Consider the following 15,245-nt stretch of genomic DNA (forward strand, 5'->3'; position numbering starts at 1 on the left):
CAAGAAGCCTCACACCCTAACTATAAAGTGAGGGCAAAGTGGTACTTTCTGAAGGTCGATGCAATACTTCTGTTTGAGGTACACCAATTTTAATACCTGCTAAATCAAAGGCTTCTTTCACTCGCCAACGATATTCTCTCCCGACATCCCATTGTTGTATCGGTTTGGTTTTAATCAATACTCTAATCATTATACCCTCATAGTTAATTCGATCGAGCCCTAAAACTTCCGCAGAAGACAACATTTTTTCTTGCCATTGAGGCTCATCATACATTGCCTCTCCGATATTTTTTAAAATGGTGATGACAGTTTTTAAGTCAGTATCCCAACTTACCTCCACAGTAAAGTTAACCCTTGACCAATCTTTAGTCATATTAATTACCGTGTTAATTTTACCATTAGGAATCACTGTTAAGTTACCATCTAAGTCTCGCAAAGAAGTAGTATAAAGGTTCATTTTTTCCACTAAACCTCCTAAGCCATTGACATTAACAACATCCCCCACGGCATATCGATCGGTAGCGAAAATTAAGATACCATTAAGCATATCTTCGACTAAATTACGAGATAAAAATGCAAACACTACTGCGATAGCACCAGCACCAGTTAACACACTGGCATTAATACCGATAAAAGATAAATAGATAAAGATACCTAACATAGTAAATAAAACAGTAGTGGCGCCTCGAAGAGCGGGAGAATAAGTATTAATCCGTAATGTCGGGCGATTAGACTCTGGGTGTAACTCTTGTTTTTCCTTCGCCCATTCATTCAAGGCATAATCAATCCAAAAATCCACAAACTTATCCAAAAACGCCATCAACATCCAGATAATGGGGAATAATAACGCTTGGAGAAAGAAAAGATTGAATAAAAAACGAGTTTCTCTGTAGGTAAAGACGATCGAACCGATGGTAAACAGTACAATAGTAACTTGAGACAAAAAAGAAAGATTCATCATCAATTCAATCAAATTAATACGCTGTCGAAGAATATTCTGTTTTTTTCTGATACTTTTAGGCAACAGTTTTACTGAGAGTGACATCCCCTCATTAATTAACTTGATACCTTCATCGATACCCCTAGAAATAATATTCTGAAAACCATTATTCTCTTGAATAGGAGGATGCGACTTTTTCCGAGAATCAGGTTTTTTCTCATTATAAGAAATCGAACTATCAGTAACAATAGCTTCTGCATCCACAATCAAACTATTTTCTAAATCTTTCAATTCCAAAAGAATATTTTTTCGTTGTTTAAAAATAAATTTTTGAAAAATTCGGATAAGATAAATCAATAGTAAGGCTATAAAAACCGTTAGAATAGACACTTGAGTTCGTAATAAAGGTTGTTGTCTATCCATTTCTAAACCCCAAATGGCTTCACTTAAAGAATCTCTGACTTTGATTCGCCATTGTTGGGCTAAATCTTCCACCGTAGTATTATTCGCCCTAGCATCAACTCCCGTAACCGTCAGGATAGTTTGTTGAGTTAATCCTAACTGTGGTTTACCTGCAATAAAAATTACATTTTGATTATTTTCAAATCCCACATCCACAATGGGGGTAAGGGGATGAATTGGATTATCACGAGTCAGTAGCCAAAATTTCCAATCTTTAACTTCTGTTAGCTTCCCTAACTCATCGGAAGCACTAATATTTTCAAAAATCTGTCGAAAAATATATTGAACTAATCTAGCACGTTGTTCTACCTCGATGGCAACTTCTCGTATGGGGCGATTATCTCTAGCGGCGGCGAGGGTAATTAAATCTTTATACCACGATCGATTAGCATAAAAAAATACATCACTACATAAAAATCTACCACAGTTTCTGGCTCTGTTTAAATCCCAAGAGGGGGTTTCTGGTAACTGACTGGTAGGGCTTTCCAAATTAGGAAGAAAAGGGATTGTCGCCAAAACTTGAGGGCTAAAACCCACACAAAAAAGGAAACTCATTAAAAAGATGAGACAGTATTGAGTTATTTTACGAATCATTATTCTCCAATCTCGATAACTTCACCTGATATATTAACAGATGTTTGAAGAAGGAGGAGGAAAAAGCTCACAACTGTAATTTAGGCGAAATAATTTTCAAGATGAAGATGTTTATTTTACCTTCCCAATTTGTTCCTTAAACTGAGATAATAGGATCAGAAATTCAACCGTCAGAGAATGCCTAAAGTTATTATCATTGTGAATGCGCAAGTAAACGCAGGAAAAATAAGTCCGACTTCCCCTGTAACGGAAAAAATGGCGATGGCACTCCGAAACAGTATAATTAGTTGTAATCAAAATAATGAAGTAGAGATTATCGGCGGAGCGCAGTTGTGGTCAAAATCTTTCAATAAATTAAATTCCCAAGAAGATATTATTTATTGCCCTTTAACGATTAAGTTACCTGATTGGTTTAATTTTCCAGCTCAACATATCTATTCAGCTTGTAGGGATTTAGACAAGAGAAGAAAATGGGTTAATCAGCATTTCGGATACAAAACTACCACGGATAATTTATGGTTAGGCAATTTGTGGCTACCAATAATCTTCACGGGAGATAACATTATCTATCGAGAAATTATTAGCGAGGGCATCATTCCTAATTCCTATCAACAACCTTACGAATGTCCTTCTCACATTTATCCTTTATTACAAACTCTCAGTTATGGGTTATTACAATCCATTCATGCTATCCCTTCTGTTTATTTATTACAGTTTACAATACTAGATGATAACTTAATTTTCGATCGAATCTGGCCTTTTCCTGCTACCCCCGCCATTGCATCGATTCATCAAAAACCAGATGATTTATTTAACGCTCATTGGCATTGTTTGAATCCCCATTAACCTGAGTTATAAACTAACACCTAGTACAGATGGTGGTGCGATAGAAATTCGATCATCTCAATTCTCATTAATCATCCATTTGCCAAGGTTCGGTTAAATTCCCTTCATCAAGGATTTTTTTCGGTCTTAAAATGAGTAATAATTGCCCCAAAATAGGATAATCCGGCATAGACGCAAACCATCTAAATTTGGCTCGATCGTCCTCAGATACCATAAAATAATGGTTAGGATTCCATTCTTTCACTGCTAAATCCACCACAATTAACAACTCTTCCGATTTAGTGCTAATGGCTTTAGGTAAGTCTTCACTACGACACAAAATAACGGCGGGATGTTTTGCTTTTAAGATAACTTGCCAACTAGGAATACAAACCACTTGGGTATCCTGAGAAATTGTCGTCACCCCAAAAGGATCGGTTAATGAGAAACTAGGGATATTATCAACATCCTTCACTGTTAAAGGAAATGTACCCACAACGGGCAAAATACAGGGTAACTCCTCATCATTTTCTAAACGGTATATGGGCAATAAAGGAGCATTTTGTTGAGGAGAAGTTTCAGTGGCTTCTGTGAGTAACTGCTCAATGAGTTGTCTAGCACTAGGAGAATGGGCGAATTTCAAGCCTTCCGCAATTAAACGAGCTTTATCCGCTAAGGTTTTTTTCTGACGAGCATTTTTCCAATGTTGATAAGCTACCGCATCCCCCGGATGATGGGTAAAACCTGTGGGAGGTTGAGATAAGTGAGAAAAATGTTTTATGGCTTTTGCCACCGATGACGCACCATCCACATCTAACTGTTTTTCTTTGGCTAATCGTGCCGCACCTAGTCTTTCTTCGTGATTTAAAATTCTAAACTCATATAATACATCGCTACGAGGTCCTTGATAATAAGTTAATAAGTCTTCTTCGGCTTCTCCTTTCACTAAGCTATCATATACTTGACTCGCCACAATGACGAGGTTTTGTTGACTGGTTTGCAATCCAGTTTTTTCAAAGATTTCTTGCTTTTCTACTTTTGCCTGTTGCAGTTTATGACAGGCTTTACCCCAATCCACCCAACATCCTTCTTTATGCAGTAGGGATGTCATAATGGTTTCTATTTCTTCGGCAGTAAGGCTATAGTTGTTGCTTTGAGATTCGATCATAAAAATGAGTAATGAGTAATGAGGAATGAGTAATGAGTAATAAGTAATGAGTAATAAGTAATGAGGCAAAGGGCAACACTTCGACTACGCTCAGTGCAAGAAGGCAAGAGGCAAAAGTAATAAGGAATATAGGGGTTTAATATATTCAACCCATCCCATCTGTCCATCTGTCCACCTGTCCACTTGTCCGCCTATCCTCTTATTAATTGTTGATCGGTTGTATTTCGTAGTTAAAAGCAGGAGTTAACTCATTGCGCCATTTACGGATTTCCTCTCGTGCTGAGTTGTAAGCTGATGTACCTGAAGGTATCATCTCCGCTATTCGGATGGCTTGTTCGATCGAATTTAAGGAGTAGTCTCCCGCAGTTCTTCGAGCCGTCATTAATAATTGTTCAGACCAACGATTGACAGCTTGACGACTTTGGCTTTCCATAGAGGTAGTAGAGGGGATTCTCCGCGCGATCGAAATAGCAGTAGAAAGGGATTGAGGATCGTTATTTTGGGCAGTTTGATAGGCTCTTTGTAAGTCGTCCTGAGCATTCATTTCACGGCGCCATCTTCTGATTTCATTTTGGGATTCGGTATATAATGCCCTGCCTCTACCAATACGACTGGCTACATTAATCGCCTGTTGATAATTATTATTATTGCTTAAAGCAATTGCTTGATCTAAAATAGGACGATCTTCCACTCTTTCAATATTACGAGTCCATTCTCGAATGGCATCACTAGCTTCACTATATAATGCTCGATCGGACTTAATTTGACTAGCTTGATTAATAGCATTTTGCCAAGATTGTAGGTTATTTCCTAACGCCAACTCTCTAGCTTGAGCTAAAATCGGTTTATCCTCTTGAATTTGAATCTCCCTTTGCCATTGACGAATTTCTTGACGGGCTTCTCGATATAAAGGATTATCATTACTAACTAATTGAGCTTTGGTGATAGCGGCGTTTAAATCTCCTATATTGCCACTTCGGGCTAAATCTCTGGCATTGGCTAAATGGGTTAAATCTTCTTTTTGTAATGCCCATGTTTGTAAAAGTTCTCTGGTTTTATTATACAGTTTACTCTCACTAGGGATTTGTTCTCCTTCGGCAATAGCTAACTCCATACCTGATACTGTACCAAGATTAGCATTTCTTCCCGCACTGGCTAAGGTTGTCCAATCTCTTGCTTGATTTTTAAGTTTACTTTGATCTGGAATTTTGGAGGCTAAATCACTTAATCCACTCCAATTATTGTTATCCACAAATCTAATTGCCATATCGGTAATTTTATTTTCCGCTTCCTCAATTAATTTACTAGCTTCCGCATAAGAATAACTAGAAGGAGGAATAGTTGAGGCGATTTCGATGGTTTCAAGATAGTTGTCTAAACCTCCCCGTCTTAAAGTAATATAAGCCCCATCAAGTTGTTTGCTTTCTTCCCTTGCTAAGTTAATGGTTTTAACGGTTTCTTGATAGCGAGTCGTTTGCCAATAATCGTTATCGATATTCAACAATTTAACAGCCACCAGAAAAGCCTTATTCCATTGAGAATTGCGTAATTCTGTTTCAACTTCTTCTATAATTGTCTCGGCTTTATCCCAAGTTTCATTCCATTGAGCGATGGTTTCTTCTACCATGCTGTAATTTTCTACGGTGGAGGGAATTTTACGAGCGATGGCAATAGCTTCTTCTAATCTACCTTGATTGAGTTCATTTTCTGCTAATTTTAATATATCTGCTGACCATTCTGTGATGTAACGGTTAATTTCGTTGCGTAGGGGATGATTAGGAGACAATTCTTCTAGCAATGCAATGGCTTTTAAAAGACTATCCACATCATTTTTTTCGGCTTGTAGTTGCGCACAATAAATACGATTGGTGGCAGAGCTAAAAAAGAGAGAAATACTATTACAACTAGGATTACTAGGTAAACGCAATAACACAGTAGTTGCTAAAAATCCTATTCCGCCGAAGCTAACGGCTAAAATTAAACTTAACAACTGCCATGAAATTTTCCAGTTACTATTTTCTGTGTTTGTTGTCATAGGTAAAATCGTTTATCTTATACAGATGGTAAAATGACTCGATCGAACTAAAAATATCAATGAGTTAATATATAAAGTTGAAAACTAAGTACTAATAATGACAGATAAAATTTGACTTAGCATATCTTAACATGACATTTACTATTTAGTTTAACTGTTCCCATAGGTTTCGGTTTATCATCACGGGTTACTCAAAAAGTCTGTCGTTAATTTTCTCGTTGATTCTTGGTAGTTTGCGATCGAACTCAGGTTAAAATTAAGGTCGAATATTTTTTTTCAATGAGTGAAAATGCTTAAAATCGAACTACCTAAAATTCCTGCTTGTGCTTGGCAATGTGAAATCGGCAAAATTTGGGAGAAACCTTATACTGTACGTTATGAGAGTAACTTAGATGACGGTGCAAATCATGGAATGCCATTAGGGGGATTTGGTAGCGGTTGCATAGGTAGAGGCGTTAACGGTGATTTTAACCTGTGGCATATTGACGGCGGTAATCATATTTTCAAGGCTTTATCCGCTTGTCAGTTTAGTGTGTTTGAGCAGGTAGAAGGGGAAACTCCTCAAGTTTATGCCATGAGTACAACTCCTCCCGAAGATGGTAGTTTATCTAGTTGGACATGGTATCCCCAAGGCAAAGGCACTTATTCGGCTTTGTATCCTCGCAGTTGGTTTGACTATCAAGGGGTATTTAAGTCTCATATCGTGTGTGAACAATTTTCCCCTATTTGGGGGGGAAGTTATCAAGAGGCTAGTTATCCAGTGGCGATGTTTGATTGGAGTATTCATAATCCCACTGACAAAGATATTACTATAAGTATCATGTTTTCTTGGCAAAATAGTGTAGGTTGGTTTACTAATGCCATTAAAAGTCCTACGGTAAAGGTTAGGGATGATGGAAGCCCTGAGTATGAATATCAACCTCGTTGGGGTGATAGCACGGGTAATCTTAATCAGTGGATTCAGGATAATTTTCGGGTGGGTTGTCTGTTCGATCGAATACGCATGAATGACGAACCGAAGGAGGGAGAAGGACAGTTTGCCATCGCTAGTGTGACGAATCCCACTTTAGAGGTTTTTTATCATAGCCGTTGGAATCCCAAGGGTGACGGTAGTGAGTTATGGGATTATTTTGCTATGAATGGAACATTGCCTGATTACCAAGATGAGACACCTGCCGAGCCGGGGGAGCAAATTGCGGGGGCGATGGCGATCAGATTTACTATTAAAGCGGGAAAAACTAAAAAAATTCCCTTTGTTTTGGCTTGGGATTTCCCTGTCACTGAATTTGCCGAAGGAATCAACTATTATCGCCGTTATACGGACTTTTTCGGCAGAAATGGTAAAAATGTTTGGGCAATAGTACGCACTGCTTTAAAACATAGCGATATGTGGCAAAATCGTATTGAAGAATGGCAAAAACCTATCTTAACTCGATCGAACCTCCCTGATTGGCTTAAAATGGCGTTGTTTAACGAATTATATCTTTTAACCGATGGTGGTAGTTTATGGACAGCCGCCACAGAAAATGATCCTGTTGGACAGTTCGGTGTGCTAGAATGTATCGATTATAGATGGTATGAAAGTTTAGATGTAAGGTTATACGGTTCATTTGGCTTGATTGAATTATGGCCTCGTTTAGATAAGTCAATTTTAGAGGCGTTTAGTCATGCTATTTCTCACTCAGACGATACTCCTCGTATTATCGGTTATAACCGTGCTAGTGCCATTAGAAAGGCAAAAGGTGCAACCCCCCACGACTTAGGTGCACCGAATGAACATCCTTGGGAGAAAACCAACTATACTAGCTATCAAGATTGCAACTTGTGGAAAGATTTAGGTTGCGATTTTGTTTTGCAAGTCTATCGAGATTATCTATTTACAGGAAGCAAAGATCAAGATTTTTTGTGGGAATGTTGGGATAGTATTGTGGAAACCCTCCATTATGTTAAGGGTTTTGACTTAGATGGTGATGGAATCCCCGAAAATTCAGGTGCGCCAGATCAAACTTTTGATGATTGGCGATTACAAGGGATAAGTGCCTACTGTGGCGGTTTATGGATTGTTGCGCTGGAGGCAGGTATTGCCATTGGTAAAATCTTAATTGCTAATCCCCCCATGAATCCTAATTTACAACCCGATGATTTCCCCGAAGGCATTAAAAGTTCGATCGAACTGTTTGCAGATTGGTTACAAAAATCAAGGGCAATTTATCATGAAACTTTATGGAATGGGGAATATTATCGCTTAGATAGTGAAAGTGGTTCGGATGTAGTTATGGCAGATCAACTTTCAGGGCAATTTTACGCTCAAATTTTAGGATTACCAAATGTTGTTGAACCTAAGTACGTTCGATCGAGCTTAAATAAAGTCTATGAGGCTTGTTACCTCAAATTCCATGACGGCAAATTCGGTATTGCTAACGGCTTAAAACCAGACGGAAAACCAGTCAAAGAAAACGATACTCACCCCTTAGAAGTATGGACTGGTATTAATTATGGTATCGTGGCATTTATGATACTTAACGGCATGAAAGAAGAAGGGTTTAAGGTTGCACAAACAGTAGTTAACCAAGTCTATGAAAACGGCTTACAATTCCGCACTCCTGAAGCGATAACCGCCCTTGGCACATTTCGAGCGAGTCATTATTTACGCGCTATGGCAATATGGGCAATCTACCATGTCTTAACGAAATAGTGAATAGTTTTTAATTCTTAATTCTTAATTCTTAATTCTTAATTCTACTTTTGTCTTTTCTTTGGAGTGGCAAAGTAATTGTAAACCATGCACCTTTGGTTTCAGGGTGGTTATGGGCTGTTATCGTACCTTGATGCGCTTCGATGATTTGTTTAACAATGCTTAACCCTAAGCCACTCCCTTCTCTGCCATTTCTTACCCTTGATTTATCTCCTCGATAAAGTCGATCGAATATATAGGGTAAATCTTTTGTATTAAAACCAGTCCCCGAATCAATTAAATTAATTTCTAAAAATTTATGATCATAATTAACACTTTTAATATTAACTTGAATCATAATTAAACCACCTTTAGAACTGTGTTTAATACTATTGTCAAATAAGTTAACAAAAACTTGCGTTAAACGATTAATATCGGCAGAAATAATAATTTTTTCTTGCCCTTCATATTGTAAAGAAATTTGCTCTTGATCTGCTAATATTTTTAATGATTGCCAAGCGGATAAAATGAGTTGTTTTAAATCTAATTTTTGAAATTTTAACGTCTCATAGGGATTTTGTTCTAAGGTAGAAATTTCTAACCAATTTTGTACTAAATCTATCAATCGATCGATTTCTTGAGACATTTGTTGTACCCAAATTTTACCCCTATCATCAGTATATTTAAGTAAAGTTTCCGCTAATAAAGACATGGAAGTTAAAGGAGTCCTTAATTCATGGCTTAAATCAGAATAAGCCTCATCTCTACGCGCGGATAATTCTTTTATTTGTTGTTGATTTTCAATAAAAATACAAACTTGCCCTGCTGGTAAAGGGTAACTATAGGCTTTTAAATATACAGGTTTATAATCCTCAATTTCCAGATGATTTTCTTCTTCTAAAATATAATTTGTGGTGGGGAAAAATTGCCATTCTATTACTAATTTTTGAGCAGTTTTTCTAGTTTGTTGAATTAATTGATCTAATTCATAAGAGCGCACTAATTCTAAAAATAATCTTAATACTTGCGGATCATAACGCTGAATATGTAGAATTTTTTTTGCTTCTTGATTACATTCTATTAGACAATTTTCTTCATTAATTCTTAAATAACCTAAAGGAATTTTTTTGATTATATAACGATGTAAATCTAGTTCTAATTGAGTATAATAGCAACGATTATTGAGTAAATTAACATTACGTCTCACTTGAGCTATTTTTGATAAGGAATTAACAGGCTCAAATTGTGATAAGGATTCTAAAATATCTGTTAATTGAATACTTGTTTGATAATATTTCCAAACACAGATAATTAACCCGATAGTTAAACCCAATAAAAAATATAACATTAATGCAGAATTGAGAATGCAGAATGCAAAATGAAGAATTGAGAATGGAAATAAAACACAGGAAGACTAGAAGACTAAGGGTATAATACTATTTTGCCTATTTCTTACTCATTACTCATTACTCATTACTCATTACTCATTACTCATTACTCATTACTCATTACTCATTACTCATTACTCATTACTCATTATCCAAATCGATAACCAAAACCCCTGACAGTAATTAAATACTCAGGATTACTAGGGTCTTTCTCTAGTTTTTCCCGTAACCAACGAATATGGACATCAACGGTTTTAGTATCCCCTAAAAAGTCAGCTCCCCAAATGTTTTCAATTAATTGCTCCCTATCCCATACTCTTTTAGGATAGGTCATAAATAGTTCCAATAAACGAAATTCTTTGGGGGATAAATTAACTTCTTCACCTCGAACAGTAACTCTACATTCATCGGAAAATAAGCTAATATCTTTAAAGTGACGTACAGAATCAGCCGTTGCACTATTAAATGAGTTACGTCGTATTAAGGCTCGACAACGGGCGACTAATTCCCTCATACTAAAGGGTTTGGTTAAATAGTCATCCGCACCTACCTCCAAACCTAAAACTCGATCGGTTTCTGCCGCTTTGGCACTTAAAATTAAAATAGGAATCATATTGCCACGATAACGCAGTAAACGACAAATATCTAAACCATTTACTTCTGGTAACATTAAATCCAGTATTACCATATCAATATTATCCCCTGAGCTTGGCAATTGTTGACGCTCAAGAATATTTAACGCTTCTCTACCATTACTGGTTTTTATTACCTCATATCCTTCCTCCTCCAGATTTAAGGCAATCATATTTCTGATTAATTCTTCATCTTCAATCAACAGAATACGACTAGATGACTGTATTCTTTCACGGACATTGATACTCGGCAAATCCAGAGTCAACATAAAAAATCTCTACATTTTGTTCTCTACTAACATATATAGCAGAATTTTTGACAATGAACAATAAATAAATGAATAGTTTATAGTGAATAGTGAATAATGAATAATGAATAATTAGTTAAAAATCTTAATCATTCTTGATTCTCATTCAATTTATGGTAGAGTTGGAAAATCATCTGTATTGGATGAATGAAGCGTTAATATTAGCCCAAAAAGCTGGTGATGAAGGGGAGATACCAGTGGGGGCTATTATAGTCGATCGAGCTAACAATTTCATATCTTCGGGGTATAACCAAAAAGAAAAAACTCAAGATTGTACAGCCCATGCAGAAATCATCGCTATTCGTAAGGCTTGTGATAAATTCGGTACTTGGCGCTTAAATGATTGTTGCTTATACGTTACTCTTGAGCCTTGCCCTATGTGTGCTGGAGCGATTATCCATGCTCGTTTGAAAACCTTAATTTATGGTGTGGATGACTTTAAAACTGGAGCGATTCGTACCGTTTTGAATCTTCCTGATAGTCTTGCATCTAATCATCCTTTAGAAGTGTTTGCAGGAATAAAAGAAACCGCCTGTCGCAATTTATTAACCTCATGGTTTGAATCCCAGAGAGGATGTCACTAAGCTAAAACTCCTGTAGTTTGCTGTCGATAAAGACAAGACAGATGGACAGGGAGAAAGAGTTATTTATTTTGAAAATAACGAAAAATCTTACCTATTCCCTATTGCCTATTCCCTATTCCCTATTGCCTATTGCCTATTCCCTCTCTCAATCAGTAAACTTGGATGCGTTCTAGCTTATCTCAATTTATCTCACATTTTCTCACAGACAAAATCCCCTTTCACTATTTAATATAGGTCAGAGATTAAAAATAAACTTTTGAAAATTTTTAAATAGGGGGTTAAAACAAATGAAAATGGCTTATCGTGGGGTTAGCTATCAGTATAATCCTTTAAAAATACAGATTGAAGGCAAAAAAAGCGAAGTTAAATTTCGTGGTCGTAGCTATAAATTAATTCATGGAGTAATTAATATCCCTCATTCTAATCCTGATGTTATCTATCGTGGAGTTTCTGTTGCTACCGGTAAGAGAATAGCATTTTTAGGTGTTACTTATGAGCATAAAAGATTTGTTTTATCCCCCGTCGGATGTTAATTAAGTATTTTTTTGATTTTATTGAGACTATTTAAACTGGTAAGACTTTTTTCATCGGGTTTAGTATTTAGAATTTACTGACTAGATTTCAGGAATTTTATTTACTAAATCCTATTTTTTTGCTAATTGATTACGAAAAAAAAATCGATAAAGTTCACAACTAAATGTAACATAATCTTGATCTAATTTGACTAATCCCATACCTTCTAATTGATAGGCAATCATTGGTTCAATTTTAACACTTTTATCGCTATTAACTATTTTTTTGATCGATGTTAATAAGTGAGGAAAATCTTGTAATTTTCTCCATTGATTTCGTAAATGACTACCATAAATACCTGATGAAGTCATAGCATTTTCGATTAATTTATCTTCTTCAATTTGTCCTGTTTTTAAGTGATACATTGCTTGGCGAATTAGGTAAGGATTTCCTCCTATGAATTGGGTTAATTTGATGATTAATTTCTGCTGATTTTTGTTTAGTTGATGAAGTTGGCATAATTTTTCTATTTCCCATTGATTAAATTCGGGTAATAAAAATGATAACCCTACATTAAAAGGAGATTGATTAATATTTAATGGAAGATAAATGTCTGTAGAATAAATAACCATTAGCCTTATTTTTTGCCAAATTTCAACGTCTTTAGCTTCTTCATACCAAAAACGAATTAAAGGGAAAAAATTGCTACTAATCTCAGGATATTGAAATAAAATATCTACTTGATCAAACGTAATTAATAAAGGATTATTGAGGTTTTCTAAGATATAATTTTCTAAATAAATTGTACAACTAACTTTACTGCCTAAATCATCATCCCAATAATTATCTAAGTCTGGTTTTAGGTTTAATTGATGAGATACATTAGCACAAAACCATCGTAAAAATGTATTGATATTTTCTAATAAACACTTATCAGCTTGTTCAAAATTAATTACTATACTGTGATAATTTAATTTTTTGGCATGGGCAATAATTCTTTTTGCTAGGGAAGTTTTTCCAAATAAAGAAGGAGCTTTTATTAAGATTAAAGAACCGGGTTTAACTATTTCTTGATAACATTGTTTTTCTAAGTTTTTTCGTTCAATATAGAAGGGCGAATTTAAGGGTACAACTCCTTCGGGAATTTCTAATTTTTCTCCTGGATTTTCTTTATTAATACCCTCTAAAATAGGTGTTATAATATCTTGTGAATTTTGATATTGTTTAATAATCGATCGAAAATTATGTTTATTAACTTTGGTATTGACTCGATCGCTCAACGTCTGCCATAATTGAGAACCGACACATCGAATATAATCATGATCATAGCCACATTCAGAGGCTATTTCTTGATAAGTTTTGCCCAACCAAGACTGCTTAAATACCAATTCTTGTAAATCATTAAGTTGAGTTGGTTTTATAAGTCTCAAAAAAATTGCTAAAGCATCTTCTAAATTCATAATTCGGGGTTAGATAAAAAGCCTTGAGATTAGGGCGTATATAGATTTCTCCAAAAATAATGACTAATAGGGCTAAAGCCCTTACTACAAACTAACTAAAAATTTATTCGATCGACACTATTCATTATTCACTATTTATTCCCATTGTCTAAAGACTTTTTACCAAACTTATGAATTATTTACACATTATGCCAAGTTATTATTACCTCCCCTCAAGATAAAAGATATTTTGAAAAAGTCTATTCGAGTTTTAGAATTTGAGTGGTGACTTCCATACTTTCTTGATAGAGAACGTCTTTACCCCATCGCTGTAATTGTTGACTTAATAATGTCTCTGTACTTTGATCTGCTAAAGATGTTACTTGTTGAATCCGACAGGATTGAGCTCCTCCTCCTGCTTCCATACGCATACATCCCGTTGTTTCTGAGCATAAGACGGTACAACAATCGGCGTTAAGGTTAGTGGAAGTGAGTTTTAAGCTGATTAAATCCCCTAAAACTTCACCCCAATCTGCAATCGGCACTCCTGCTAATTCGGCTTTGATTTCTTTGCCTTCAACATTTGTGAGGGTAACGGTAGTAATATTATAATCTCCCTCTTGATACTTATAGTCAACAGGTAGCCAATTTAAACGACTGGCTAACCATCCTAAAAACATCAAGGCTTGAGAGGCATTACCTTTTTCGTAGTCGATCGTAACTTGATCCACCTCCCAAATAGCACTTCGGCGTTCGGGGGGATCAAATGCTTCCGCCGTCAACTCTTGCCATGCCGATAATCTAGCCCAATTAAGATCAATTAAAGGTATATCTTTCTTTAATAATTCCCCGATTTTGAGCAATTCTGCTTCTGGTTCGACAAATGTACTGGAGTCCACAATCAGTCGATCGCAATTACTCACCAAGCGTTGAAATAAGGGATAATCTTCATCAATTCTCGCTTTCCACCAGATAAACTTAGGTAACTCAGGAATCATCAATTCAGAGATAACACCGCCAACTCGTTCAAAGGCTTGAGAAACCCCCGTGACAGTGATATACTCACAACAGATTAAACTATTGGCAGAGCGCTTATTCACAGGGCAATAGGCAGAAACTTGAGCTTTTACTCCTTCATCTTCTCCCGTAGTGGGGCAAAGGGTGACAATACGACAGGGATTAATAGAGGCGATGGCATCCGCCATTCCCGCGCCCTCCATATCAGGAGAATACTGTTTAAGGGAGGCTAATTCAGCTAAATCGATGTTACCTTTAGCTTGTTTTGCTTCAAAGTCAGCTCTTAACTTAGTTAATAACTCAGGAGTAGAAAGTCCTGTTATTTCTAAGCCGTAGGCTTTTTGGGCGGCTTTAATCGCCGATGTGGTACGAGGTCCACCGATACCATCTACAGGTCCAGTATAAAAACCGAGGGAGGCAAGTAGTGGTTGTGTAGCTTCTGGCTCATAAACTAAAACACTAAAGGTGGAAGCCCTAGTGGCGGCTAATCCGTCTCCGACTCCGCTATAGTTTTGCCAAATTTCATGTAATTCTCGATCGATATAGTCTAAATCGACATCTTTTGGTGCTTGTAATGATACTAAGGGAGTTGTCATGGTTTTTTTTGTTGTATTTTTAAATTTTATGGTGTGGAAGAGAGGGGGAAGAGGGGGAGAGGGGAAGAGG

At 36.3% G+C, this 15,245-nt stretch carries 11 protein-coding genes; 4 read left to right on the plus strand and 7 right to left on the minus strand.

The window, feature by feature from the left end; all coding sequences use genetic code 11:
• Positions 1 to 16 precede the first annotated feature (16 nt).
• Entirely contained in the window at positions 17 to 1,996 is a 1,980-nt protein-coding gene (locus ACN4EE_RS05290; protein WP_431705366.1) for a mechanosensitive ion channel family protein, read from the minus strand.
• A 177-nt stretch (positions 1,997 to 2,173) separates the two neighbouring features.
• On the opposite strand from ACN4EE_RS05290, the gene ACN4EE_RS05295 reads away from it, so the two are divergent.
• Complete coding sequence (locus tag ACN4EE_RS05295; RefSeq protein WP_431705367.1) at positions 2,174 to 2,842, plus strand: hypothetical protein; 669 nt, start codon at positions 2,174 to 2,176, stop codon at positions 2,840 to 2,842.
• 67 nt (positions 2,843 to 2,909) lie between these two features.
• Here the strand turns inward: ACN4EE_RS05295 and ACN4EE_RS05300 are convergent, their stop codons facing one another.
• Positions 2,910 to 3,989 (minus strand): RuBisCO accumulation factor 1, encoded by a 1,080-nt coding sequence (locus tag ACN4EE_RS05300; RefSeq protein ID WP_431705368.1) that lies wholly within the window; start codon positions 3,987 to 3,989, stop codon positions 2,910 to 2,912.
• A gap of 202 nt (positions 3,990 to 4,191) precedes the next feature.
• Positions 4,192 to 6,024 (minus strand): hypothetical protein, encoded by a 1,833-nt coding sequence (locus tag ACN4EE_RS05305; protein ID WP_431705369.1) that lies wholly within the window; start codon positions 6,022 to 6,024, stop codon positions 4,192 to 4,194.
• A gap of 289 nt (positions 6,025 to 6,313) precedes the next feature.
• Between ACN4EE_RS05305 and ACN4EE_RS05310 the strand changes: the two genes are divergently transcribed.
• The gene (locus tag ACN4EE_RS05310; RefSeq protein ID WP_431705370.1) at positions 6,314 to 8,719 is read left to right on the plus strand and encodes a GH116 family glycosyl hydrolase; all 2,406 of its coding nucleotides are present in this window, start codon (positions 6,314 to 6,316) and stop codon (positions 8,717 to 8,719) included.
• Positions 8,720 to 8,750: 31 nt separating this feature from the next.
• On the opposite strand, the gene ACN4EE_RS05315 is transcribed toward ACN4EE_RS05310, so the two are convergent.
• A complete protein-coding gene (locus ACN4EE_RS05315) occupies positions 8,751 to 10,046 on the minus strand; it encodes a sensor histidine kinase (RefSeq protein ID WP_431705371.1) in 1,296 nt (431 codons plus the stop codon).
• A 188-nt stretch (positions 10,047 to 10,234) separates the two neighbouring features.
• On the minus strand, positions 10,235 to 10,987 hold the full coding sequence (locus tag ACN4EE_RS05320) for a winged helix-turn-helix domain-containing protein (protein WP_431705372.1): 753 nt from the start codon (positions 10,985 to 10,987) through the stop codon (positions 10,235 to 10,237).
• Positions 10,988 to 11,139: 152 nt separating this feature from the next.
• On the opposite strand from ACN4EE_RS05320, the gene tadA reads away from it, so the two are divergent.
• The gene (gene tadA / locus ACN4EE_RS05325) at positions 11,140 to 11,610 is read left to right on the plus strand and encodes a tRNA adenosine(34) deaminase TadA (RefSeq protein WP_431705373.1); all 471 of its coding nucleotides are present in this window, start codon (positions 11,140 to 11,142) and stop codon (positions 11,608 to 11,610) included.
• A gap of 293 nt (positions 11,611 to 11,903) precedes the next feature.
• Complete coding sequence (locus ACN4EE_RS05330) at positions 11,904 to 12,143, plus strand: DUF4278 domain-containing protein (RefSeq protein WP_431705374.1); 240 nt, start codon at positions 11,904 to 11,906, stop codon at positions 12,141 to 12,143.
• Between the two features lie 111 nt (positions 12,144 to 12,254).
• On the opposite strand, the gene ACN4EE_RS05335 is transcribed toward ACN4EE_RS05330, so the two are convergent.
• Positions 12,255 to 13,583, minus strand: a complete 1,329-nt coding sequence (locus ACN4EE_RS05335; RefSeq protein WP_431705375.1) for an AAA-like domain-containing protein — start codon at positions 13,581 to 13,583, stop codon at positions 12,255 to 12,257.
• A gap of 239 nt (positions 13,584 to 13,822) precedes the next feature.
• Positions 13,823 to 15,175 carry a glucose-6-phosphate dehydrogenase assembly protein OpcA gene (opcA, locus tag ACN4EE_RS05340; protein ID WP_431705376.1) on the minus strand — a complete coding sequence of 451 codons (1,353 nt, stop codon included), beginning with the start codon at positions 15,173 to 15,175 and terminating at the stop codon, positions 13,823 to 13,825.
• Between the last annotated feature and the right edge of the window lie 70 nt (positions 15,176 to 15,245).

The organism is Geminocystis sp. CENA526, from assembly GCF_050753365.1.
GTDB lineage: Bacteria > Cyanobacteriota > Cyanobacteriia > Cyanobacteriales > Cyanobacteriaceae > Geminocystis.